At 57.8% G+C, this 25,459-nt stretch carries 16 protein-coding genes and 1 tRNA gene; 10 read left to right on the top strand and 7 right to left on the bottom strand.

Features of this window, described 5'->3' with window-relative positions; translation table 11 throughout:
• Positions 1–26 precede the first annotated feature (26 nt).
• Together H6973_06530 and H6973_06535 are read left to right on the top strand one after the other, a co-directional pair.
• The gene (locus H6973_06530) at positions 27–5,282 is read left to right on the top strand and encodes a PAS domain S-box protein (GenBank protein MCP5125292.1); all 5,256 of its coding nucleotides are present in this window, start codon (positions 27–29) and stop codon (positions 5,280–5,282) included.
• Positions 5,279–6,292 (top strand): diguanylate cyclase, encoded by a 1,014-nt coding sequence (locus H6973_06535; GenBank protein ID MCP5125293.1) that lies wholly within the window; start codon positions 5,279–5,281, stop codon positions 6,290–6,292. The genes H6973_06530 and H6973_06535 overlap by 4 nt, the downstream gene beginning before the upstream one ends.
• Positions 6,293–6,322: 30 nt before the next feature.
• Here H6973_06535 and H6973_06540 read toward each other — a convergent pair whose 3' ends face one another.
• Positions 6,323–10,534, bottom strand: a complete 4,212-nt coding sequence (locus H6973_06540) for a response regulator (GenBank protein ID MCP5125294.1) — start codon at positions 10,532–10,534, stop codon at positions 6,323–6,325.
• 372 nt (positions 10,535–10,906) lie between these two features.
• Here H6973_06540 and H6973_06545 point away from each other — a divergent pair, with 372 nt between their 5' ends.
• Complete coding sequence (locus tag H6973_06545; protein MCP5125295.1) at positions 10,907–11,146, top strand: transposase; 240 nt, start codon at positions 10,907–10,909, stop codon at positions 11,144–11,146.
• 63 nt (positions 11,147–11,209) lie between these two features.
• On the opposite strand, the gene H6973_06550 is transcribed toward H6973_06545, so the two are convergent.
• Positions 11,210–11,297: transfer RNA gene (locus tag H6973_06550), tRNA-Ser, on the bottom strand.
• A 324-nt stretch (positions 11,298–11,621) separates the two neighbouring features.
• Between H6973_06550 and H6973_06555 the strand changes: the two genes are divergently transcribed.
• Genes H6973_06555 through H6973_06575 form a run of 5 tightly spaced genes read left to right on the top strand, consistent with a single transcriptional unit; the run spans position 11,622 to position 16,171 of the window.
• Positions 11,622–12,116 carry a CvpA family protein gene (locus H6973_06555; GenBank protein MCP5125296.1) on the top strand — a complete coding sequence of 165 codons (495 nt, stop codon included), beginning with the start codon at positions 11,622–11,624 and terminating at the stop codon, positions 12,114–12,116.
• 25 nt (positions 12,117–12,141) lie between these two features.
• A complete protein-coding gene (purF, locus tag H6973_06560) occupies positions 12,142–13,653 on the top strand; it encodes an amidophosphoribosyltransferase (protein ID MCP5125297.1) in 1,512 nt (503 codons plus the stop codon).
• Between the two features lie 9 nt (positions 13,654–13,662).
• The gene (locus H6973_06565) at positions 13,663–14,856 is read left to right on the top strand and encodes an O-succinylhomoserine sulfhydrylase (protein ID MCP5125298.1); all 1,194 of its coding nucleotides are present in this window, start codon (positions 13,663–13,665) and stop codon (positions 14,854–14,856) included.
• A 1-nt stretch (position 14,857) separates the two neighbouring features.
• Positions 14,858–15,544, top strand: coding sequence for an HAD family hydrolase (locus H6973_06570; GenBank protein MCP5125299.1), 687 nt, complete (start codon positions 14,858–14,860; stop codon positions 15,542–15,544).
• A 15-nt stretch (positions 15,545–15,559) separates the two neighbouring features.
• Positions 15,560–16,171, top strand: coding sequence for a hypothetical protein (locus H6973_06575; GenBank protein ID MCP5125300.1), 612 nt, complete (start codon positions 15,560–15,562; stop codon positions 16,169–16,171).
• A 4-nt stretch (positions 16,172–16,175) separates the two neighbouring features.
• Here H6973_06575 and H6973_06580 read toward each other — a convergent pair whose 3' ends face one another.
• From H6973_06580 to H6973_06595, 4 genes are all read right to left on the bottom strand, one after another.
• Positions 16,176–16,913, bottom strand: a complete 738-nt coding sequence (locus H6973_06580) for an SDR family oxidoreductase (protein ID MCP5125301.1) — start codon at positions 16,911–16,913, stop codon at positions 16,176–16,178.
• A gap of 134 nt (positions 16,914–17,047) precedes the next feature.
• Positions 17,048–18,481 carry a dihydrolipoyl dehydrogenase gene (gene lpdA / locus H6973_06585; GenBank protein ID MCP5125302.1) on the bottom strand — a complete coding sequence of 478 codons (1,434 nt, stop codon included), beginning with the start codon at positions 18,479–18,481 and terminating at the stop codon, positions 17,048–17,050.
• A gap of 106 nt (positions 18,482–18,587) precedes the next feature.
• Complete coding sequence (gene odhB, locus H6973_06590) at positions 18,588–19,883, bottom strand: 2-oxoglutarate dehydrogenase complex dihydrolipoyllysine-residue succinyltransferase (GenBank protein ID MCP5125303.1); 1,296 nt, start codon at positions 19,881–19,883, stop codon at positions 18,588–18,590.
• A gap of 49 nt (positions 19,884–19,932) precedes the next feature.
• Positions 19,933–22,764, bottom strand: a complete 2,832-nt coding sequence (locus H6973_06595) for a 2-oxoglutarate dehydrogenase E1 component (protein MCP5125304.1) — start codon at positions 22,762–22,764, stop codon at positions 19,933–19,935.
• A 357-nt stretch (positions 22,765–23,121) separates the two neighbouring features.
• Here H6973_06595 and dksA point away from each other — a divergent pair, with 357 nt between their 5' ends.
• Both dksA and gluQRS read left to right on the top strand, forming a co-directional pair.
• Positions 23,122–23,547 (top strand): RNA polymerase-binding protein DksA, encoded by a 426-nt coding sequence (dksA, locus tag H6973_06600; protein MCP5125305.1) that lies wholly within the window; start codon positions 23,122–23,124, stop codon positions 23,545–23,547.
• Positions 23,548–23,562: 15 nt separating this feature from the next.
• Positions 23,563–24,501 carry a tRNA glutamyl-Q(34) synthetase GluQRS gene (gene gluQRS / locus H6973_06605; GenBank protein MCP5125306.1) on the top strand — a complete coding sequence of 313 codons (939 nt, stop codon included), beginning with the start codon at positions 23,563–23,565 and terminating at the stop codon, positions 24,499–24,501.
• On the opposite strand, the gene H6973_06610 is transcribed toward gluQRS, so the two are convergent.
• On the bottom strand, positions 24,469–25,374 hold the full coding sequence (locus H6973_06610) for a DMT family transporter (GenBank protein MCP5125307.1): 906 nt from the start codon (positions 25,372–25,374) through the stop codon (positions 24,469–24,471). The genes gluQRS and H6973_06610 overlap by 33 nt on opposite strands.
• Between the last annotated feature and the right edge of the window lie 85 nt (positions 25,375–25,459).

Genomic DNA, 25,459 nt, shown 5'->3' on the forward strand with positions numbered 1-25,459 from the left:
AAATGGACAATTTTGGAATCCTGCGAATGAACGAGCGTATTGTGTGGTGCCTGATCTCGCTGTGGACGGCGATTGTCGCCGTCTCGCTAGCATGGAGCTGGCGCCAGGTCGATATCTCCGTCTTCGAACTCGCCCGTGTCGCGGCGCAATCCCATTTCGAGAAGGACTTGGTCTATCGCCGCTGGGTCGCCATGCACGGCGGCGTCTATGTGCCGCCAACGGCCGAAACCCCACCCAATCCATACCTCTCCTATTTCGAGGAGCGGGATGTGATCACCACTTCGGGCAAGCGCCTTACTCTTATCAACCCAGCTTACATGACCCGCCAAGTGCATGAGTTGGGCGCCGAGCGCTCCGGCGTACAGGGCCATATCACCAGCTTAAAGCCCATTCGCCCTGAAAACGCGCCCGACGCTTGGGAGCGGCAGGCCCTGCAAAGTTTTGAACGGGGCGTCGAAGAAAAGGTCTCGTTGGAGACATTCGGTGGCAGCACTTATTTGCGTTTCATGCGTCCCCTGATCATGGAATCGTCCTGCCTCAAATGTCACGAAGCGCAAGGGTATCGGCGCGGGGACATCCGTGGCGGGATCAGCGTCTCGGTGCCTTTCGCGCCCTTCCTGGAAATCGAGCGCCATCAACATCGCAGCCTGCTGCTCGGCCACGGGGTGATCGGTGTCCTCGGGGTATTCGGCCTGTGGATAGGCGGGCGACGCCTACAGCAGTCCCGAGGCCGGTTGCTGCGCTCGCTGCAGGAAGCTGGGCGGCTGGCGACCAGGGATCGGCTGTTGCTTTCCAGTCTGGGCGAAGGCGTCTATGGCACGGACCGCGACGGGGTTTGCATCTTCATCAACCCTGCGGCGCTCGCCCTGCTGGGCTACAGCGAAGAGGAGGTGATAGGCGCGAATCAGCACCGGTTGTTCCATGCCCGCCGGCCGGACGGCTCGGTCTATCCGAGCGAGGAATGCCCCGTGTTTCAAACCCTGCGGGACGGACAAAGGCGGGAGATCGAAGACGCCTTCATAAACAAGGATGGCCAATCTTTCCCCATAAGCCTCCTGGTCACACCGATTCTAGAGCAAGAGATCATCGACGGGGCTATTGTATCTTTCCGTGACATCAGCGAGCGCAGACGTGCGGAACAGGCGCTCACCAGGAGCAGCGAGGAATTGCGTCAGGCCCAGGCTATGGCCCATGTGGGCAGTTGGCGGCTGGATATCGTCGCGAACGAGCTGAGTGGGTCTGAGGAAGCCTATCGCATATTCGGCGTTCCTCCCTATACGCCTCTCACACTCGATATGTTTATCGATATTTTGCACCCCGATGATCGCGAAGCGGTGTTGGCGGCCTGGCAGGCCGCGCTGCACGGCGAACCCTACGACATCGAGCACCGGATCGTTGCGGATGGGCAGATCAAGTGGGTGCGGGAGCGGGCCGAGATTCGACTCGACGCACATGGCTGTCCGATCGAAGGCATCGGTACGGTTCAGGACATCACACAACAGCGGAACACTACGGACCGGTTGCAAACTCTGCTCGACACCGCCAGCGATGGCATTCATATCCTCGATGAAGACGGCAATGTGGTGGAGTTCAGCCAGTCTTTCTCCCGTATGCTGGGATATGCCGCCGAAGAGACCGCCCTGCTGAACGTAACCGACTGGGACGCGATGATTCCGCGTGAAAAACTCGTCGAGAGGCTATGCGAGTTCATCAGGGCGCCGGCTACTTTTGAGACCAAACACCGCCGAAAGGACGGTTCAATCTTTGATGCCGAGATCAATGCCAAGGGAATCGAGCTGGGTGGCCGCTCCTATCTGTATGCCTCGTCACGGGATATTTCGGAGCGCAAGAGAATAGAAGCGGACTTGCGCGAGATCAGAAACCGCCTTTCGGTCGTGGTGAACACCATACCAGATTTGATCTGGCTCAAGGATATAGAAGGAACGTATCTGGCTTGCAACCGGGAATTCGAGGCCTTCTTCGGCGCCCGAGAGAACAAAATCGTCGGCAAGACCGACTACGACTTTGTTCCCAAGCCTCTAGCGGACTTTTTCCGGGAAAACGATAGGGCAGCCCTTGAGTCAGGCGAGGTACATATCAATGAGGAAGAAGTGGTTTATCGGTCAGATGGGCGCCGCGCCTTTCTAGAGACCCGCAAAGTTCCGGTGGCGGATGCCGATGGCAGGATCCTCGGCGTTCTTGGAATTGGGCGAGACATCACCGAGCGCAAGCAAGCGGAACAAAGAGCAATCGAGGCCAACCAACAATTGCGCTCCGCATTAAACCGGTTGGAGTTGGCCACCAAGGCAGCGGACATCGGTATTTGGTATTGGGATCTCGCCGACAACACGCTGACATGGGACGAACGGCTCTATGGCATGTACGCCGTGCCCGACGAAATCCGCGCAAGCGGTCTTTCCTATGAGTTCTGGCAATCGCGCTGTCACCCCGATGATCTGCCTCGTGTGGAACAGGAGCTGGCCGCTGCCGTAGCGGGTGATCGGGCTTTCGATAGCGCGTTCCGCATTCTGCTGCCCGATCAGACCGTCCGGCATATCCAAGCAGCCGCGATCGTCGAAAGGGATGAGTCCGGGCGAGCCGTGCGCATGGTGGGAATCAATCGCGACATCACGGAACCCAAGCAAGCCGAGGAAAAGATCGCTGGCCTAGCCAGCATCGTCGAGAGCTCGAGCGACGCCATCATCAGCGAAGACCTGGACGGTACGATCCTGACCTGGAACCGGGCGGCGGAGCAGCTTTTCGGATACACATCCGATGAAGCGGTTGGCCGCTCGATCACCATGCTGATTCCGGAAGAGCGTGGCAGCGAGGAGCAGACCTTGTTGGCGCAGGTCCGCCGTGGCGAGGCGGTGCCCCAGTACGAGACCTTGCGCAGGCCACGTGGTGGCAGCGACATCCCCGTCGCAGTGACCCTCTCGCCGATTGTCGATGCGCAGGACAGGATCGTCGGCGCCTCGAAGATCGTGCGCGACATTACCGAGCGCAAGCAGGCCGAATCGGCTCTGCAGGCGGCCAAGGAGGCCGCCGACTCTGCCAGCCGGGCCAAGAGCGAGTTCATCGCCAACATGAGCCACGAGATCCGCACACCCATGAACGCGATCATCGGCCTGTCGGGCCTGGGGTTGGGGCTGCCGGGACTCTCCACCCGCTTGCGCGAGTATCTGAGCAAGATTCAGTCTTCTTCCAAGGCGCTGCTATTTATCATCAACGACATCCTGGATTTTTCCAAGATCGAAGCCGGCCGTCTGGAGCTGGATTCCGCGACTTTCAATCTGGAAGATGTGCTGCACAACGTAGCCGATCTGTTCAGCATCGGGGCCGAGCAGAAGGGCGTGGAGTTGGTGTTCGAGCTGGCGCCCGACGTGCCCCAGCACTTGCAGGGCGATCCGCTGCGGCTGGGACAGATAATGAACAACCTAGTGGGCAACGCGGTGAAGTTCACCGAGGCCGGCGAGGTCCACGTCAAGGTGAGCTGTCTTTCCTCAACGAGTAGCGGAGGGGAGGAGTCTGCGAAGCTGAGTTTTGCTGTACGCGACACCGGTATCGGCATTAGCCTGGAGCAGCAAGAACACCTGTTCAAGGCTTTCCAGCAGGCCGACGGCTCGGTCACTCGGCGTTTCGGCGGCACCGGCCTGGGCCTGACCATCTCCAAGCATTTGGTGCAACGAATGGGAGGCGAGCTGACTTTGGATAGTGAGCTGGGCCAGGGCAGCTGTTTCAGCTTCGTGTTGGACCTGCCCGTAGCCGGACCACCCCTTGCCAACCGCACCCACGCCGGATTGCACGGCACACATGTGCTGGTGGTCGACGACCTGGACACTTCGCGGGAGATGCTCAGGGAAATCCTGCTCTCCTGGCATTTCAAAGTGGCGGAAGCGGCTTCTGGCCGCGAAGCCCTGGAGCGTCTGATGCAAGCCAGCGAGAGCCCGGATCAGGCGTTCGATCTGGTTCTGCTGGACTGGATGATGCCGCAAATGGACGGTGTGACGGTGGCGCGGCGGGTGCGCGAACTGGTAGCAGCCGGGGTATTGCCGAAGGCGCCCGTGGTCATGATGATCACGGCCTACAGCCGGGACCAACTGCTGCGGGAAATACACGAGCTTCCATTGGCCACCATCTTGACCAAGCCGGTAACGCCGTCACGCCTGTTTGACGCCATCATGGACGCGCGGGGTGGTAGTACGCAGAGCGAACCTGCGGTGGAGACTGAGGTGGGTCTGTCCGAGCGCGCCGCGCCGATCCGTGGCGCCCATGTGCTGCTGGTAGAGGACAATGACATCAATCAGACCGTGGCGCGCGACATGTTGGAACGTATGGGACTAGTGGTCACCACGGCCTGGAACGGGAAACAGGCCCTGGACTGTCTGGATGAGGGCGCCTTCGATGCCGTGCTGATGGACTTGCACATGCCGGAGATGGACGGCTTGGAAGCCAGTAGGCGCATCCGAGTCCAGCATAGATTCGATCGCCTTCCCATCATCGCCATGACCGCGGCGGTTTTTGAAGAGGATCGCGCCACTTGCGAGGCAGTCGGCATGAACGCTCATGTGGCCAAGCCGATCGATCCGCAGGACCTGTTGGACACTTTGCTACAATGGATCGAGCCACGCACCGAGGCGGACCGGCTAGAGAGTCCCCGTCTCCCGGCGGCCCCGGACCTCTCTGTTCCCGACCTCGGGATGTCAGGTATCGACAGCCGGCAAGCCTTACAACGCCTGGGCGGAAACCTCAACCTGTTCCATTCCTTGCTGCGGCTGCTGGCCGAGGAACAGGGGGATGCCGTCGAGATGGCGCGCGCGGCCCTGGCGGCAGGCCGGCGGGACCAGGCGGCGAGCCGGCTGCACACCCTGCGGGGGGTATTGGGAAATATCGGCGCCCAGGAGGCTGCCGACCTCGCCTTGACCCTGGAGAGGGATCTCAAGAGCGGGACCGATACCGGTATCGCCGAAGAACTCCAGCGGCTGGACCGGATGCTCCAGGGCTTGTTCGCCGTCGTTGGCAACTACCTGAGCGGTGTGGACGAAGCCTGCCCTCGAGATGGCGATGGGGTGCCCTTTGACCTTGACACAGACGCTATCGCAACGCTGTTGCAGGCCCTGAAAGAGTGGGATCTGGCCGCTGTGGAGCAGTTTGATGCCTTGTACCCCGCCATTCGAGCGCGGCTCGGAGTGGATCAGGCGCAACATCTGCGCACCGCCATGGACTGTCTCGAATTTTCTAAAGTGGAAAAGATTTTGGCCGATATAGAAACGCAATCATGAAACAACAACAGACAATCGTCAGGGAGTCCCGCATCCTGTTGGTGGACGATGATCCAGGCACGATCCGGGTGCTGGCCGAGATCCTCAAGGGAACAGGCAAGGTGCATTTCACCACCCGGGGCGCCGACGCATTGCCGCTTGCCCAATCGGTCGCCCCGGACCTGATTCTGTTGGATCTGGAGATGCCGGATCGCCATGGATTCATCGTATGCGAAGAGATCAAAGCCGATTCGTTGCTGTCCGACGTGCCAGTGCTGTTCGTCACCGCTCACACCGACGTGGAGTTAGAGGCTCGAGCCTTGAAGGCGGGCGCGCTCGATTTTATCCACAAACCACCGCATCCTCAGGTGGTGAAGGCGCGGGTCAGTAACTACCTGGCGCTCAAGCATCAAACCGATCTGTTGCGAATGCTCAGCTTGATCGATAGCTTAACCGGCATCGCCAATCGCAGGGCCTTCGACGAGGCAATACATAACGAATGGTGGCGCGCCTGCCGGAATGAGTATCCCCTGTCACTGCTGATCTTCGATATCGACTACTTCAAGCGCTACAACGATACCCACGGCCACCAAGCAGGCGATGATTGTCTGTGTACCGTAGCCGATTGTCTTGCCGCTAGGCCCCGGAGGCCGGGCGACGTAGTCGCCCGCTATGGCGGTGAAGAATTCGTGATGCTACTGCCTGGCTGCTCGCTGGAGCATGCCGTGACGTTGGGTGAGACGGTTCGCGCCCAAGTGTCGGAGCTGGAGATCGCCCACGCAAACTCCGACATCGTGGGGCAGGTGACTGTCAGCGTTGGAGCGGCTGCAAGCCAGACCTTGTGCGGACATGCGAAAATCTGTTGGCGCAATCTTGGCCGACATCATGGCAATGTCGCCTGTGGCTTGGCGCCTGCGAATCTCATAAAACTGGCCGACAAGGCCTTGTACCAAGCTAAGGAGGGTGGCAGGAACAGGGTCGAGGTAATCGATATCGAAACGGATTCAAGTGTGGCAGGGCATAAGAGCTGAGGTATTGCAGCAATCTTATTGGGATGGGAATCAGCGCCGGTAGGAATCAGGCATCATTAAGCCCTTGTCCGATTTTCGGATTTCACTGTACACCGTGCGCAACCGGTGCAAAGCCTCTTCGAAACGATAATCCATCGTGGCTTTTTCAATGGCCAGGAACGGTTCGATAGGCAAGGCTTCCGCCAGGACGCCCCGATGGGTGGCGAGATAATCCACTGCTTCGGCATCGTCATCGCTGAGCAGTTTCTCCAGGCGCATCAAGAGGGGGTTGAGTTGATCCCAATTCACCGTCAGCGCCGCTGACGGGGTGGACGGAGCGCTATCCAGGGCAGCGCGTAAATCAGTCATCAAGGTTTTCAACGCCTCACTGGTTTGCATTAATAACGGTTCCAGCTTGGCGCTATCCTTTTGTTCACGTAGCGCCTGTTCCAAGTCGCCCGCCAATTGCTGGATGGCGGTCGCGCCAATATTACCCGACACCCCCTTCAGGATATGCGCCAATCGTTCTGCGGTCACCCAATCGGCGCAAGCCAGCGCGGCCCGGATTTGCGTCACTGCCTCGGCTTGACCGGTCATGTATTTACCGAGCAATTCTCGATACAAGCGACGATTACCTGCGACTCGGCGTAAACCAGTAGCCGTATCCAAACCGAGCAAAGCTGGTAGTTCCAGTGCATCGCTGGATTGCAGCAAGGTGACCACCCGGCGCCGACGCAACCCCGGCAACCCCGGTTTAGCTGGATGCCATTGCTGGAGCGTGCGAAACAAGACCTCGGGTTCAATCGGCTTGGCGATATGGTCATTCATGCCAGCGTCCAAACAGCGTTGCCGTTCCTCGACTAGAGCATGAGCCGTCATGGCAATAATAGGCAGACCTGCAAACCGGGCGTCGGCGCGAATCTGGCGGGTCGCCTCGAAGCCATCCATCTCGGGCATCTGCAAATCCATCAATACTCCATCGAATAGCTCACCCTCTTCCAAGCTGGCTTCCAACTGCGTCACCGCTTCCTGACCATTATTGGCCACCACGACCTGCGCGCCGGCCGATTCCAGCAGCTCAACGGCAATTTGCTGATTGACTTCATTGTCCTCGGCCAGCAGCAACTGTAGCCCATCCAACCGTAGCAAGGGAAGATCCTGTCGCGCATGATAATGTTCCCGCACTTCACCGTTCGCCGGTGGAAATAGATTGAGCAAGGTATCCAGTAGCAGTGAGTAACTGATAGGCTTGATCAGAAAGCCATCAACCCCGACCGCCGCCGCATGGGCGCACACCTCCTCGCGCCCGAAAGCCGTTACCATCACCACGCGCGGCGGCGCCGTCAGGGTCTCGTCCTGTTTGATCCGCTGGCTGGTTTCGATGCCATCCATCGCAGGCATCTTCCAGTCGACAAATGCAATCCGATAGGGATCGCTCTGGTCGGCGGCCTGGATCTCAGCGAGGGCCTCCGCTCCCGAAGCAACGGCATTGACGCGCAAGGTCAGGGACGTTAATGCCTCCGTGAGAATATCGCGGGCAGCAGCGTTATCGTCCACTACTAAGGCGCGCAAGCTATTCAGCAGGGCAGGCAAAACCGGTCGCCACGCTGCGGGTTCCTCACCCACGCCGAACCAGGCCGTGAACGAAAAGGTGCTTCCTCTGCCGGGCGTCGAGTCCACCCAGATGACGCCGTCCATCAGTTCCACCAACCGCTTGGAAATAGTCAATCCTAACCCGGTGCCGCCGTATTTGCGGGTCGTGGAGCCATCCGCCTGGGTAAAGGCCTGGAACATCCGCCCACGCTGTTCTTCGGTCATGCCGATGCCGGTATCGCGCACCGCAAATTGCAGTTTGACCCTACCGTCGACGCGCTCCCGCTCCCGCACATCAACGATGACTTGACCCTGTTCGGTGAATTTGATGGCGTTATTGATCAAATTGACCAGAATTTGTCCCAGCCGCAAGGGATCGCCGACCAGATGCTGCGGCAGGGTGATTGGCTCGTGAAACAGGAGTTCCAACCCTTTGTCGTAAGCTTTTTGACTGACCAGGGTCGCGGCATTGTTGAGGACATCATCGAAGCGGAAATCGATGTGCTCCATATCCAGTTTACCGGCCTCGATTTTCGAGAAATCGAGAATGTCGTTAATAATGCCTAATAGCGATAGTCCGGCACCGTGGATCTTTTGCACATAATCGCGCTGTTTAGCGGTCAATTCGGTTTTCAACGCCAGGTGCGCCATACCGATGATCGCGTTCATCGGCGTGCGAATTTCATGCGACATATTGGCCAGGAAGGCGCTTTTGGCCCGAGTCGCTTCCTCTGCGCGCTGTTTTTCCCCAGCCAGTTCCAGGGTGCGTTCCGTGACCACCTCGCCCACCGCGATGGATGAGATCATGACCCGGGCGGATGCGGCGCCGATGGCTCCGGCCAGCAATTGCTCGATGTGGCGAATCAGCCAAGCATCGGTTTGCAACGGATAACCGCCATGATCCTGAGCATAACGGTCGAAGGCTTCGGTCGCGCGCTGTGGGCCGAGAAACCGGGTCAGCAGATCATACAGCTCGGTCGTTTCCACCACGCCCCGCCACAGCAGCGAATCGCCGTCATGGCGTTCGCGCTTGAAAATATCGACAAACTGGCTGCCCTGCACTTGTTCCAGAGGATCCGGCTGGCTCAGCATCGAGCCAAATACCAGCCCACCAATGTTGGCCAGCATGCTCCAGAAGACCGAATGCATGTAAGGATCGAGATGCTCCAAACCTAGCAGGGCATACGGTTTGAGTAGCTCCAAGCCCCACGGACCGATTTCCACGAAATTGGTATCGATCCAGCCGGAGCGGGCCATGGCCGGCAACAGCAGGGTATAGGCCCAAACGATGAAGCCGCCGCTCAGGCCGATCAAGGCGCCCCGCCGATTGGCGCGCTTCCAGTACAGCCCGATCAGAATCGGCGGCGCGAACTGCGCAGCGGCGGCGAACGACACCAGTCCGCTGGCAACCAGCGCGTAGGATTCGCCGACAAAGCGGAAATACAGGTAACCCAGCAGGATCAGGATGATGATGCCGACCCGGCGGATACCCAACAGCAAGCCGGATAAATCAGTCTGGCTGGCCAGCCAGCGCGGATTGGCACGCAGCAGGATCGGCATGACCAGGTCATTGCAGACCATGGTCGACAGGGTGACGGTTTCAAACATGATCATGCTGGCGGCGGCAGATAAGCCGCCCAGAAACACAAAGAGCGCCAGCAGGGGCATGTGTTCGGCCATGGGCAACGCCAGCACGAAGGTATCGGCGTCCACGACACCCTGGTTGAACAGCAATCGCCCCCCCAGGGCAATCGGTAACACGAAGAGATTAATGGCGAACAGGTACAGCGGGAATAGCCAGATGGCTTTGCGGATGTGCGTTTCATTGACATTTTCCACCACCAGCACCTGGAATTGCCGGGGCAGGAACAGGAACGCCATCATCGACAGGAAGGTCAGCGACAACCAGCCGCCGTAACCGCCCGGCACCGCTTCAAAGCGCAGCAACGGCGCTAAATCCGGGTGCGCGGCCGCCCGCTGAAATAGATCGCCGGGACCCTCGAAGATCAGGAAGGTGACCATGACGCCGACCGATAGGAAGGCCAACAGTTTGAACATCGATTCGAAGGCAACCGCCGCCACCATCCCTTCATGGCGCTCGGTGTTGTCAATGTGCCGGGTGCCAAACAGAATGGTGAACACGCTCAGCACCAGGGCGACAAAGAAGGTGGTGTCCATCCACACCGGATGCTGCGTGGAGATCGCCAGACGATTGACGTCCGGATATTGGCGCAGCAGGCTGAAACTGGCGGCGACCGCTTTCAGTTGAATCGAGATATACGGCAGAATGCCCAGCATCACGATCAGCGTCACCATCCCGGCCAGCAGACCGCTTTTTCCATAACGGGACGCGATGAAGTCGGCAATGGAGGTAATGCGATGCACCTTGGTGATGCGCACAATCCGCCGCAGCACGAACCAGAACAGCACCGCCATCAGGGTGGGACCCAGATAGACCGGCAGGAAATCCACCCCGCTGACCGCCGCTAATCCAACGCTGCCGTAAAAGGTCCAGGCCGTGCAGTAGATCGCCAGCGACAGCGTGTAAATATAGGGATTGGCGATGATCGAGCGCCCGGCGTCGGCGCGTTGATCGCCGTAATAGGCAATACCAAACATTACGCCCATGTAGGCCAGGGCGCTGGCAATGATAACACCATCGCTCAACATTCGAGCACTACCCCATAACCCCGTGTCTGAGTGTGGGTTTTAATTTCGCCGAACATCAAGAACTGGGCTTGCATCGTCGATCCTCTTCGCGGCGCGGGTCGGTGAATTAGTTAGACAACGGCCAGAACGGAACCACAATCAACATTTTGTCGGGTTGCCCACGTCAAACCAATCTACATTTTAGATCATAGGAAAATTGAGAGAGGAAGTGTACGATTATGAAAAATGAAGGAGATTGCGCATTGTCCGCGACGCGCGCTTCAAGAGACCGGGAATTGCTGCTGGCGTGGCGGGCGTTCCCGGATTGCGAATTGGCTAGGCCGTTTGAGGACCTTAATCGTCCGAGCATTCTGAACTAAATGAGGGGGAATTTTGGTCTCTCATCTAGGCCACGACCGTCACGGTCCGATCATTGCGCAGCGATTCGGTCACGCAGAACACCAGCTTTCGAATGCGGAGCGAATCCGGTTGATCGTAGACAACCTCAATACCCTCACTCCTGTGGCCTTGTATAGTGTCTTTTCTCCGGAGGAAGCCCGTCGGATCACCCGCAAGCTTGAATTTCATTACACACCCAAGCATGGAAGTTGGCTCAACATGGCAGAATATTGAAGTCATGAAAACCCGCACTTGACAGGTTGGGAAATTCAGAATGGAACGCAATGGACGGGAATTTGGCGGAGAGGGTGGGATTCGAACCCACGGACCCTCGCGGGTCAACGGTTTTCAAGACCGTCGCAATCGACCACTCTGCCACCTCTCCGATAGCCATCTTAAAGACTTAGCATATTACCAGCGTTTGAAACAGAGGCTTAGCCTCTTCAAAACACGAAGCAGATCATAGCACAATTACCCCGAGCAATGCGACGGACTCCTTGAGGTTTGTCCTGAAGTAACCGTTCGCGTCGTTTGAATCCCAATACCCTTGATGAGGATGTCACCCCTCGGAGGGGGCGTCGGATTCGCATGTTATTCCAACACGCAGCTCACTTTGCTAAGATACTGACTAAGTTCTTCAACGATCCTTGCCTCTAAATGCTTGAGCATCCCGCCCGCAGCGTAACCAATATGACCACGCTCTAAAGCCATGAACTGGGCTGATTACCTGATCGTCTTTCTTATCGCCCTTTCCATGATCATTGGATTCTGGCGCGGTTTGTTGCGCGAGGTGATTTCACTGGCGACCTGGATTACCGCTTTCGCTATCGCTTTTCTATTCGCCGAGGATAGCGCTGTTCATCTGGCGCCTTATATCGAACTCCCATCGCTGCGGATCGCAGCGGCTTTCGGAGTTCTGTTTCTAGTTACGCTGCTGATCGGTGGGTTGATCGGTATCGTCTCTTCCTATCTGGTCGATTACACCGGCCTGACCGGCACCGACCGACTGCTGGGTACGGCTTTTGGGCTGGCGCGTGGCGCGGCCGTTATCGTCGTCCTGGTGCTGGCGGCAGGACTGACTCCCTTGCCTAACGATTCCTGGTGGCAACAATCGCTGCTGCTAGGCCGTTTCCAGGAAGGAGCGCTCTGGCTCCGGGGCGTGTTGCCACCGGATCTGGCGCAAAACATTCGCTTCCCATCATGAACGGGCTTGCGAAGGAGGATGACCCATGTGCGGAATCATCGGGATTGCCGGACGGAGTCCAGTCAATCAAAGTCTGTTCGACGGTCTGACCGTTTTACAGCATCGGGGCCAGGACGCAGCGGGCATCGTCACTTGTGACGATAGCCGCTTGTATCTGCGTAAGGATAATGGTCTGGTCCGCGATGTGGTGCGCACCCGCCACATGCGCAACCTGCATGGCAACATTGGCATCGGCCACGTCCGTTACCCGACGGCGGGCAGCGCTGATTCCGCCGAGGCACAACCGTTTTACGTCAACTCGCCGTTTGGCATCACCTTGGCGCACAATGGCAACCTCACCAACTCGGTGCAGCTCAAGAACGAGCTGTTTCGCTCTGACCGGCGTCATATCAACACCCATTCCGATTCGGAAATCCTGCTGAACGTCCTAGCGCATGAACTTCAGCAACGTAGCGCCTTATCGATTGATCCCGAAGATATTTTCGCAGCGGTAGCCACCGTTCACCAGCGGGTGCGGGGCGCTTACGCCGCCGTGGCGCTGATCGTCGGCTTCGGGCTGGTCGCATTCCGCGATCCCTATGGCATTCGGCCCCTGGTGTTCGGGCGCCGCGAAACCGAGGATGGCATGGAATACATGGTCGCATCGGAAAGCGTGGCGCTGGACGTTCTGGATTTCCAGCGCATCCGCGATGTCGTGCCCGGCGAAGCCGTATTGTTCGACCTGGAAGGCCGGATGCATGCGCGCCAGTGCGCTGAACATCCCTGCTATTCGCCCTGCATCTTCGAGTTCGTCTATCTGGCCCGACCGGACTCCATTCTTGATCAGGTGTCGGTGCACAAGGCCCGCTTGCGCATGGGCGAACATCTGGCGGAAAAAATCCTGCGGGTCTGGCCGGAACAGGACATTGACGTTGTCATTCCGATTCCCGACACCAGCCGCACCGCCGCCCTGCAAATGGCTTCGATCCTGGGTATCAAGTACCGGGAAGGCTTTATCAAGAATCGCTACATCGCCCGCACCTTTATCATGCCAGGCCAGAAGACCCGCAAGAAATCAGTGCGCCAGAAACTGAACGCTATTGATCTCGAATTTCGCGGCAAAAATGTCATGCTGGTGGACGACTCCATCGTGCGCGGCACCACCTCCGAGGAAATTATCCGCATGGCCCGCGATGCCGGCGCCCGGCGGGTCTACTTTGCCTCCGCCGCACCGCCAGTACGCTATCCCAACGTCTATGGCATTGATATGCCTGCCGCCAGCGAACTGATCGCCCATGGCCGCTCCGAAGAGGAAATCGCCCGGGCTATTGGTGCCGACCACCTGATTTTTCAAGATCTGCCGGATTTGGAAGAAGCGGTGCGGCGCGGCAATCGCATGCTAGAGCGGTTTGACGCTTCCTGCTTTACCGGCGAGTATGTCACTGGCGACATCGACCGGAATTATCTGGACTGTCTGGCCCGCGACCGTTCCGATGGCGCGCAACACGCCCGGAAAAGCGCCAACAGCGCCATCATTGACCTGCATAATAACGCCTGAGTGTACAGAATGGATATTGACGACTCACCAGGACTGGGCTTCGCCAGTCTCGCGGTGCGCGCTGGCCAAGTACGCACCGCCGAGGGCGAACATGCCGAGCCGATTTTCGCCACCTCCAGTTTCGTATTCGCCAATGCCGCTGAAGCCGCCGCCCGGTTCAGCGGTGCGCTGCCCGGCAACATCTACTCTCGGTTCACTAATCCCACCGTGCGCATCTTCCAGGAACGGCTGGCGGCGCTGGAGGGTGGCGAAACCTGCATCGCCACCTCATCCGGCATGGCGGCGATCCTGGCGACCTGCATGACCTTGTTGAAAAGCGGCGATCATATCGTTTCGGCCAGTGGCGTGTTTGGCACCACGCTTTCACTGTTCAATCAATATCTGAGCAAGTTCGGCGTCGCTACAACTTATGTGCGGCTGTCCGATTTATCCGCCTGGGAGGCGGCGATTCGTCCGGAAACCCGGTTGTTCTATCTGGAAACGCCGTCCAATCCGCTAATGGAGCTGGCTGACATTCGAGCGCTGGCCGATCTTGCCCATTCCCATAATATTCTGTTGGTGGTGGACAATTGCTTCTGCACCCCGGCCTTGCAACAGCCGTTCAAACACGGCGCGGACCTGGTGATTCACTCCGCGACTAAATACCTGGATGGGCAAGGCCGTTGCGTCGGCGGCGCAGTGGTTGGCGATCAACAGCGGGTCGGTGTGGATATCTACGGTTTCCTGCGCACCGCCGGTCCCACCATGAGTCCGTTCAATGCCTGGGTGTTTCTCAAGGGTCTGGAAACCTTGCGCTTGCGGATGCAGGCTTGCAGCGAGTCCGCTTTGCATCTGGCGCAATGGTTGGAGACGCAACCGGCAGTGGAGCGGGTCTATTACCCTGGTCTGCCCTCGCATCCGCAGCACGAACTGGCGAAGCAGCAGCAGAGCGCTTTCGGCGGCATCGTCTCCTTCGATCTGCGCGGCGGGTGGGAGGCCGCCTGGACTTTGATCGACTATACCCAACTGATCTCGATCACCGCTAATCTAGGCGATGCCAAGACCACGATTACCCATCCAGCCACGACAACACATGGCCGCTTGACCTCGGAGGAGCGTGAACGAGCAGGGATTGGCGAGGGACTGGTGCGAATTTCCGTGGGCCTGGAAGACTTAGGGGATTTGCAACACGATCTGGATTGCGGTTTTCAGCGACTGGTTTGAGATGATTAAAGCGATTACCTTCGACCTGGACGACACCCTGTGGGACATCTGGCCGGTGGTCGAGCGCGCCGAGGAGTTGCTCCACGACTGGTTAATGACCCGTTATCCGCGTATTCCAGAACGATTTACTTCACTGGAATTGCGGGAATTATCACAAGAGGTGATTGCGGCCCGCCCGGAGATTGCTTACGATCGCACCCGCTTACGCAAAGAGGCGCTATGGCTGGCGGCGCAGCGAGCGGATTATGTGGAATTCGATGTGGAAAGCGCGTTTGCGGTGTTTTTTATCGCCCGCAATGCTGTAGAGCCGTTCGCCGATGTGCGCCCGGCTCTAGAGCGATTGGGCCGACGCTATACCCTGGCCTCGCTGTCCAACGGCAACGCCGATCTGCGGCTGATTGGCCTGCATGACCTGTTTGCTTTCTCACTGAATGCGATTGACGTGGGCGCGGCCAAACCGGAACCGTTGATGTTCGACCTGGCCCGCCAGCGGTTGGCGGCGCAGCCTGAACAAATTGTCCATGTTGGCGACGATCCGGAACATGATGTCCTTGGCGCAGCCCGCGCTGGTTTCCGCACGATCTGGGTCAACCGCGCTGGACGGGATTGGCCCGGCGGGTCCCGAGCCGATGCGGAAATCGCCAGTTTGATTGAACTGGAACAAATATTGGCGGACTGGGAAGTTTAAATTGAGGAATCCGGCGTGGCTTACAGTGATTTCAAGAACATTGACGATATCAAGCAACGTTTCCATCTTAAAATTGCATCGAGCGATTCCCTGTTTGCGAATATCCCGGAGGTTGCAGTCAGCGCACTGCTTCAGGAGACCCTGCGTGAAAATATCCCCTTGGCTTTAAACATCAATACCGAAAAGGCCCGCTCGGAACTGATGATTGCTCCGGTTCTAGTGGAAACCCGCAAGATGCTGGACCGAAAAATCAGCCTGTTTTCCGGTATTGAATTCAATGTTGATGAATCGCTCAATCTCACTGGCTATTGCGACTTCATCCTGAGTCAATCGCCGGATCAGATTTATCTTGAAGCGCCCGTTGCCTGCATTGTCGAAGCCAAAAACGAGAATATTAAATCCGGTTATCCACAATGCATGGCCGAAATGATCGCCGCCAAACTGTTTAATAAACAGAATGCTACGGCGGTTTCCAGCATTCTTGGCGTGGTTACGACTGGGAGTAACTGGAAATTTCTCAAGTATCAGAATGATATACTGTTCATCGACTTTGATGAGTATCTGGTTAATCAGCCGGGCAAACTACTCGGAATTTTCGCCGCCATGCTTGGCGGCGAAAAATTTTAATGATTTACCACGGGATCGGCTGCCCATCACGGAAAAAACCGCCGTTCGGTCCATTGTCCGGCAGGGTGGCGGCCCAGACAATGCCCGAAGCGCCTTGCTCGACGGTTCGTTCGGCGTTAGGCCCCCCTATGTCGGTGCGCACCCAACCTGGGCAAACCGAATTGACGAGAATATTAAAGCCTTGCGTCTCCGCCGCCAGAATACGGGTCAGCGCATTCAAAGCCGTTTTGGAAATCCGATAAGCGGGCGATCGCCCCCCCATATCGCTTAATTGACCCATGCCGCTGGAGACGTTGACGATCCGGCCATAGTGCTGCTGTTTCATCAATGGCGTCAATTCCTGAGCCAGCAGCAGAGGACCATACACATTGGTTTTAAGGGTCGCAGTCAGGGTTTCCAAACTGGCGTTAAATACACTGGCGCTGCTGGTATCCTCCGAGCCGTGTATATCAAGAAAAACGCCCGCGTTGTTCACCAGGATATCCACCCGACCGCAACGGCTATGAATGAACGCGCCCAGTTCGGCGATGCTACTTTCCGAAGTAACATCCAGCGGCTGAAACACGACATCGAGTCCTTCGGCTAGTAGGGTCTCGATCGCCATTTCACCCTTGCCGGCGTTGCGGCTGGTGACGATCACCTGAATATCGCGCTTTGCCAACTGCCGTGCAGTTTCCAAGCCTAATCCACGATTTGCGCCCGTAACAACTGCGACCGGTTTGGTATTCTTGCCACTTAACATGGTTTTTCCCTCCAGTGACTCTAACGCAAAGCCAACCCCGACAGGTTGTCGATATTTCGCCCGATTATTTTTAGTGGAATGCCCTCCCCTGCACCGGGGAGGGGGAGCGAAGAATGACGCTTATTACCTTGAAATCAGGTATTAATTTTGTGCAAGGCGCGGCCATGCACGGACAGCGCCGCCTCATGCATCGCCTCGTACAAGGTCGGGTGACCGTGAATGGTGCGCGCCAGGTCTTCACTGCTTGCATGGAATTCCATCGCCAGCACCGCTTCTTGAACCAGCTCGGATGCAAACGGGCCAATGATATGGCAACCGAGCAGCGTATCGGTTTCCGCATGGGCCAGCAATTTGATCATGCCCGCAGCGGCTTCCATCGCTTTGGCGCGCCCGTTGGCGCTAAATGGGAAGGTTCCAATCTTGTAGGGAATACCCTCGGTCTTCAACGCCTGCTCGGTTTTGCCCACCCAGGCGATTTCCGGGTTGGTGTAAATCACCCAGGGAATAGCGTCATAGTTCAGATGCCCGTGCTGACCAGCGATATTCTCCGCGACCATGATCCCTTCCTCGGAGCCCTTGTGCGCTAGCATCGGTCCGCGCACTACGTCACCGATCGCGTAGACTCCCGGCAAATTGGTCTCGCACTTATCGTCAACATGGATGCAACCGCGCTCATCCAGCAGCAAATCCGCCTCGGGCGCCGCTACATTGTCAATATTCGGTCGGCGACCGACCGAGACCAGTAGCTTGTCGAACGTGATTTCCTGTTCGCCATCCTTATCCTTGAACGATACCACCACGCCATTTTCGGTCTTTTGCGTAGCGGTCACCCGTGCGCCCAAGCGAATATCCAGCCCCTGTTTTTTGAACTGACGCAAGGCATCGCGGGCGATTTGCTGATCGGCCAAGGCCAGGAAATCCTCAACCGCTTCCAACATGATGACCTTGGAACCTAGTCGATTCCAAACGCTGCCCAGCTCCAACCCGATCACCCCGGCGCCAATCACGCCCAGCGTCTTGGGCACCTCGCGGAAATCCAGAGCGCCGGTTGAATCAACGATGAAGCCCTCGGCGTTATCGACCGGGGCAGCGCCAATCTCAATCGGCTTGGAACCCGTGGCGATGATGACGTGATCCGCGTTAACGACCTCTACCGAACCGTCCTGGGCGGTGATCTCGACTTGCCGATCCACTAACAGCTTACCGTGGCCCTGCAACCATTCCACACCGTTGGCTTTGAAGAGCGCACCGATGCCGTTGGTCAATTGCAGGACAATATCCTCCTTGCGCGCCATCATCTTATTCAGGTCCAGCTTGACGCTATCGACATAAATACCGTGGCTTTCAATTCCTTCCCTAATGTGATGATATTGTTCGGATGATTCCAGCAGGGTCTTGGATGGAATGCATCCCACGTTCAGACAGGTGCCGCCCAGGGCGGGATCGCCCTTGAAATTGATCCATTGCTCCACACAAGCGGTTTCCAAACCCAGTTGCGCGCAACGGATCGCCGCTACATAGCCGGCGGGGCCGCCGCCGATGACGACGACATCGTAAGTTTTAGCCATGCTTGTACCTTGAATAGGTTTCAGATTTCAGGTTTTAGGCTCCAGGTTTCAGGTTTCAGGCTCCAGGTCGATGCCTGACGCCTGAACCTTGATCCCTTCTTCACCCTCAGACGTTCAGAATCAGCCGCGCTGGATCCTCGATGCATTCCTTGACGGTTACCAAGAAGGTGACTGCTTCGCGCCCGTCGATAATCCGATGATCGTAGGAATGCGCCACATACATCATCGGACGGATGACGACCTGACCATTCTCCGCAACGGGACGGTCCTTAGTGGCGTGCATTCCAAGGATACCGCTTTGTGGGGGATTAAGAATCGGCGTGGACATCAACGAACCGAATACGCCGCCATTGGTGATGGTAAACGTGCCGCCGGTCATGTCCTCAACCGTCAAAGTCCCATCCTTTGCCTTTTGACCAAAATCGCCGATGGCTTTTTCGATTTCAGCCAAGCTCATTTGATCGGCGTCGCGCAGGATCGGCACGACCAGACCGCGTGGCGAGGACACGGCAATGCCAATGTCATAGTAGCCATGATAAACCACGTCATTGCCATCAATCGAGCCGTTGACCGCTGGATAACGCTTGAGCGCTTCGATCACCGCTTTGACGAAGAAGCCCATGAAGCCCAGCCGGACGTTGTGAACCTTTTCAAACTGGTCCTTGTAGCGGCTGCGCAGATCCATGACCGGCTTCATGTTGATTTCGTTAAAAGTCGTCAACATGGCCGTGCTGTTCTTGGCCATCAGCAACCGTTCGGCGATGCGCGCGCGCAGCCGGGTCATGGGCACCCGCTGCTCCAGCCGGCCTTGCGCGTCGGGCGGCAGCGCCGCAACGGCCGCAACGGGCGCAGCGGGCGGCAATCCGCCCTGTGCCCCTTTGCCAAAAGGGGAGGGTGAAACCTGATGGGTTTCGACTGTTGAAGCCGGCGCTGGACGGCCCTGCTTCTGCGCCTCGATGTAGGCCAGCACATCGGCCTTGGTAACGCGGCCATTGCGGCCACTGCCAGGGATCTTGGTGACATCCAGTCCATGCTCAGCAGCCAGTCGTCGCACGGCGGGACTGAGTCCTTCCACATCGACCGCCTCGCCTGGTACTGGCGGTGTGACCGGAGTTGGGGCGGGCGCTGGCACCGCTGCAGGAGTCTCAGTAGCAGGTTGAGCCGCGCCTTCCTCCAGGATGGCGATCGTATCGCCCGTTGTGACAATTTCACCTTCCTGGCGCAGGATCTGCCCCAGGACGCCATCGGTAGGAGCGGGAATGTCGAGCACCACTTTATCGGTTTCCAGATCAACGAGGTTTTCACCCCGCGTCACCGCGTCTCCCGGTTTTTTCTTCCAGTTAACCAAGGTGCCGTCAGAGACGGACTCGGGCAGTGTGGGGACTTTTACTTCGACAGTCATTTTATTTGTTCCCTATACTTTTTCGGGTTTTCAGTCTGGATCATCGTGACTACTGACCCAGGGCCTCGTTGACGAGTTTCTGTTGCTGCTCAACATGGACGCTGTAATAACCCACAGCCGGCGCTGCGGAGGGTTCGCGACCGGCGTAGGACACTTTTTGATGCGATTTCAAACTGCGCTCCAGATGGTGCAGGCTTTGATACCAGGCGCCCTGATTCTTGGGTTCCTCCTGACACCAGACAAGCTCGCTCAGGTTCGGATACTGGTCGAGCGTCCGGTTGTAAAGCGCCTGCGGGAAGGGATAAAGCTGCTCGATCCGGATAATCGCGACGTGCTCCAGATTCCGTTCGCGGCGCGCTTCCAACAGGTCGTAATACACCTTGCCGCTGCACGCCACCACGCGGGTGATCTTTTCCACATCGTGCGGATCGGTCTCGGGGATCACCTCCTGGAAACAGCCTTCGGTCAGATCTTCCAAAGCGTTAACCGCCATGCGATGCCGCAACAAGCTCTTGGGACTCATCGCAATCAAGGGCTTGCGGAATGGGCGCAGCATCTGCCGACGCAGCATGTGGAAACATTGGGCCGGCGTTGACGGTACGACCACTTGGATGTTGTTCTCGGCGCACAATTGCAGATAACGCTCCAGCCGGGCCGAGGAGTGTTCGGGACCCTGACCCTCGAAACCATGCGGCAGCAGCATCACCACGCCGCATAACCGGCCCCACTTGGTCTGACCGGAGGAGATGAACTGGTCAATCACCACTTGGGCGCCGTTGGCGAAGTCGCCAAACTGGCCTTCCCAGATGACCAGACCATTTGGTTCCGCCGTGCTGTAGCCATACTCAAAGCCCAGCACTGCTTCTTCAGACAGAATGGAATCAATGACGAAAAAGGTCGGCTGACCGGGATACAGATTCATCAACGGCGTATAACTGCTGCCATCTTTCTGATTATGCAATACCGAATGCCGATGGAAGAAGGTGCCGCGCCCGCAGTCCTGACCGGAGATGCGCACTTGGTAGCCTTCATGAAGCAGGGTCGCGTAGGCCAGGTTCTCGGCGAAACCCCAGTCCAAGGCCAACGCGCCCGCCGCCATTTTGCGGCGATCATCCATGATTTTGGCCACCCGAGGATGCATTTCCAATCCCTCAGGCACCTTCAGCAACTGATCGGATAGTTCGCGCACCGTCTCTGCCGAGACAGCGGTATGAACCTGGGCGTCCCAGTCTTCATGCTTGTAAGCGGACCAGTCAATAAAATACGAGCTTTTAACAAAGGGTAACGTGGGCCGCGATACTTGCTGGCCGGCATCGAGATCGGCGCGGTATTTCGCCTGCATTTCCTGGAAATCGGCCTCGGCGATCACGCCTTCCGCGATCAGTTTTTCCGCGTACAAGGCGGCGGCGGTCTTCCGCGCGCGGATTTTCTTGTACATCATCGGCTGGGTGGCTGCTGGTTCATCGGCCTCGTTGTGCCCCAGACGGCGATAGCAGATCATGTCGATGACGACATCCTTGTTAAAGGTCATCCGGTATTCAACCGCCAGCCGGGTGACGAACAGCACGGCTTCAGGATCATCGCCGTTCACATGGAAAATCGGCGCCTGTACCATCTTGGCTACATCGGTGCAATACAGCGCCGAGCGGGTATCCAGCGGGTTGCTGGTGGTGAAGCCGATTTGATTATTGATGACGATATGGATGGTTCCGCCGGTGCGATAACCGCGCACCTGGGAGAATTGCAGGGTTTCCATCACCACGCCCTGGCCGGCGAACGCGGCGTCGCCGTGGATCAACAGCGGCATAACCCGGTTGAACGGCGGGAAGGGCGCGCCCGGCTCGCGGCGGCGCTCCAGGCGGGCGCGCACCGAACCCTCAACCACCGGATTGGCGATTTCCAGATGGGAAGGATTGAACGCCAGGGCCAAATGCACCGGGCCTCCGGGAGTTTCCACATCGGAGGAGAAACCCATGTGGTATTTCACATCGCCGGTGCTGCTTTCCGCGACCCGGCGTTTGCCTTCGAATTCTTCAAACAATTCGCTGGGAGCCTTGCCAATGATGTTGACCAGCACGTTCAACCGGCCACGATGGGCCATGCCAATGATGATTTCCTGAACGCCCTGGGCGCCGGATTGCTGGATAATCTCATCCATCATCGGAATCAGGCTGTCGCCGCCTTCCAGCGAAAAACGCTTCTGACCCACGTAGCGGGTGTGCAGATAGCGCTCCAGTCCCTCGGCGGCCACCAGCCAACGCAACAATGCCCGCCGTTCCCCGGCGCTCAGATCAAGCTGGGCGCGTTGCCCCTCCAGGCGTTTTTGAATCCAGCGCTTCTCTTCCGTCTCGTTGATATGCATGTACTCGGAACCGATAGTGCCGACGTACACATCGCGGATCAGATCGAGGATTTCGCGCAGGGTCCATTGCGAGGGTGCGACCAGCGATCCGGTATTGAACAGGGTCTCCATGTCTGCTTCGCTCAGGCCGTGGTAGCCTGGCTCCAGATCGGGCACCGGTGGCCGGTCGCGAAGCCGCAACGGATCAAGGTCAGCCGCTTTATGGCCCCGGTGGCGATAGGCATTAATAATGCGCAAGACGGCGGCCTGTTTCTCCGCTGCGGCGGGACTCAGGACCTGCACTCGGCCCACGCCGGCTCCGGGTTGCAACGCCAGTTGCGCGAAGGAATCGCGGATCGGGCCGTGGGCGACATCCCGGGCGCCGGCAGTCTGGGCTTGCAGATCGCGGAAATACTGCCGCCAGTTGTCGCTGACCGATTCCGGGTCGGTCAGGAAACTCTCGTAGAGTTCTTCGATAAACGCCGCATTACCGCCGAACAGCGGCGAACTTTGGCGAAATTGCTCGATGAGGGTGCTCATTAGATAATGGTTGACTCCCGGGTATTGTAGGGATCGCCGGGAAACGCCCGTCACCGGCGGATTTCCTGGCGCGTGATTGAATATGCGCGGCTTGTGGCGCTCTCGCTGAATATTGATGAGGATGCGAAGTTATGGCGCTATGAAATTAAAGTTTAATTATAGCGACAGCAGGGATAGGGATAAACCCATGTTTCATTAGATTCAATTATCGTCCGGCTGTTGGATTTTTTGCCATGAGAAAAAGGGTGTTGTACATTTCGATCAATGACATCATGGGTTGTTGATGTCAGCGTTGCGGCGGATGCTCGATAAGAAACTTCGCTGCGCTGGTTTAGCTCCATTCAAGAGGGAATCGCGATGGCTTCCGCCCACCCACTCCCCCAGGAAACGCCTGCTTCCCAGCCGCCCGCTGAGGGTGAGGATTACATGAGCGACATTCAGTTGGCGCACTTCCGCCAGATGCTGCTCGATTGGAAGCAAAGTCTGCTGAACGAGGTGGATCGCACGGTCAATCACATGCGGGATGATTCCACGGCTTTCCCTGATCCTAACGACCGCGCTACTCAGGAAGAGGAATTCAGCCTGGAATTGCGCACCCGCGACCGGGAACGCAAATTGCTTAAGAAAATCAACGAATCCCTGGCGCAAATCGACAATGGCGAGTATGGCTATTGCGAGGCCTGTGGCATGGAGATTGGGTTGCCGCGGATGCAGGCTCGGCCAACGGCTACGTTATGCATTGATTGCAAAACGCTGGAAGAGGTCCGCGAAGGACCCCGTTAAATCCTGGTTCGTTCGATGCTTGCCGAACCCGGCCCGGTTTGCGGCCGGTTTGCCCCTTCGCCTACCGGTCCCCTGCATTTCGGATCGTTGGTTGCCGCGCTGGGCAGTTTTCTGGAAGCGCGCGCTCAGGGAGGTCAATGGTTAGTGCGCATCGAGGATGTGGATGCGCCGCGCACCGCGCCAGGCGCGGCGGAAGCCATCTTGCGCACCCTCGAAAGTTGTGGATTGTTCTGGGATGGTGCGGTGTGGTATCAAAGTCAACGGACCGAGCGTTACCAGGCGGCGCTGGAAGCATTGTCGCACGCCGGGCAAGTTTACCCTTGCACATGTACGCGCCGCGAATTGGCGGGATGTCCACGCGGGCGGGATGGCAGTTCCCTCTATCCTGGCCATTGCCGCACAGGTCCGCGCCGCCCAGGGCGGCCTCACGCCGTCCGCTTGCGGGTGACGAATACCCGACTGACTTTCCATGACGCCGTTCAAGGGGAATACCATCAGTACCTGGAAAGCGAGGTCGGCGACTTCGTGATCCGCCGAGCCGATAGACTGTTTACCTATCAACTGGCGGTGGTGGTCGACGATGCCGATCAAGGCGTAACCGAGGTGATTCGCGGCAGCGATCTGCTGGATTCCACACCTCGGCAGGTGTATCTACAAGGGCTATTGGGACTGCTAACGCCGCGCTATGGTCATCTGCCTGTCGCTGTGGATGAACGCGGCGACAAGCTGAGCAAGCAGACGCACGCGCCGCCACTGGATGAGCGCAACCCCGGCCCAGCGCTGTGGTATGCCTTGCGCTTCCTGGGACAGCAACCACCCGCCGAACTGTTGAATGCGCCGCTCGCTGAACTCCTGAATTGGGCGCGGGCGCATTGGCGACTGGAAAGGGCGCCGAGCGTGCGGGCGCAGTTGGAGCGGCAATCAGCTGGTTTTTCGCCCATACACCGTCGCTAACCAAATGCCCAAAGCAATTAAAGCAATGCCAGCGGCATGGAAAGCGTAAAGCCGTTCGTCAAGGAAAATCATCGCCAGTACCGCGCCAAAAGCCGGCATCAGATGCAGAAACTGGCCGGCGCGATTGGCGCCCAATTCGGCCACCGCCCGATTCCAGAAGATGTAGGCTAAAATAGAAGGAAACAACGCTAGATAGAAAATGCTGGCGAGAGTTGCGGTATTGAGAAGGAAAAATCGGTCATGGGTCAGATCCCAGCTATAGAACGGCGTCAGGATAATAACGCCAATAATCATGGTTATGGCCTGAAAATTCAGCGGATGCAGGTCCGGTGGCCGCCAACGCAAGCAGACCGAGTACAAAGCCCAACTCAACACCGCCGCCAGAATCCATAGATCGCCGGAATTGACCTGCTGAGCCAGCAAATTTCCTGGGACGCCGCGACTGACAATGGCCAACACGCCCGACAGCGACAGGGCAATGCCCAACATCTGCCAACGAGTCACGGTCTGGCGCAGCAGCAAAAATGACAGCGCGATGATCAAAACCGGCGTGATGGACAGCATGATGACTGCATTCGTCACGGTCGTGGTTTGCAGGCCGATATAGACGCAGGTGTTAAAATTCACCACGCCCAGCAGGCTAAGCCATAATAAAATCGGCCAATGGCGGCGCAGCAGCGGCCCCTGTTGACGCAGCGAACTCCAGACGAAGGGGAGTAGAATGAGTAGCGCCACCGCCCAGCGCCAGAACGACAGGGTGAAGGGCGTGAAGACGGTATGCACCGCTCGACCCAGTACAAAGTTTCCGGACCAGAACAAGGTCGTGAGCACCAGCAACACATAGGGTGAGAGATGCCAGGGAGATGGATTCATAAGGATGGACGATCAGTTATTTTTCAATGGGATTAATGCGCGTTCTGTTCATACCTTGCGCTTCTCCCGCCCAATCATACGCAAC

This window comes from Gammaproteobacteria bacterium (genome assembly GCA_024235095.1).
Taxonomy (GTDB): Bacteria; Pseudomonadota; Gammaproteobacteria; order Competibacterales; family Competibacteraceae; genus UBA2383.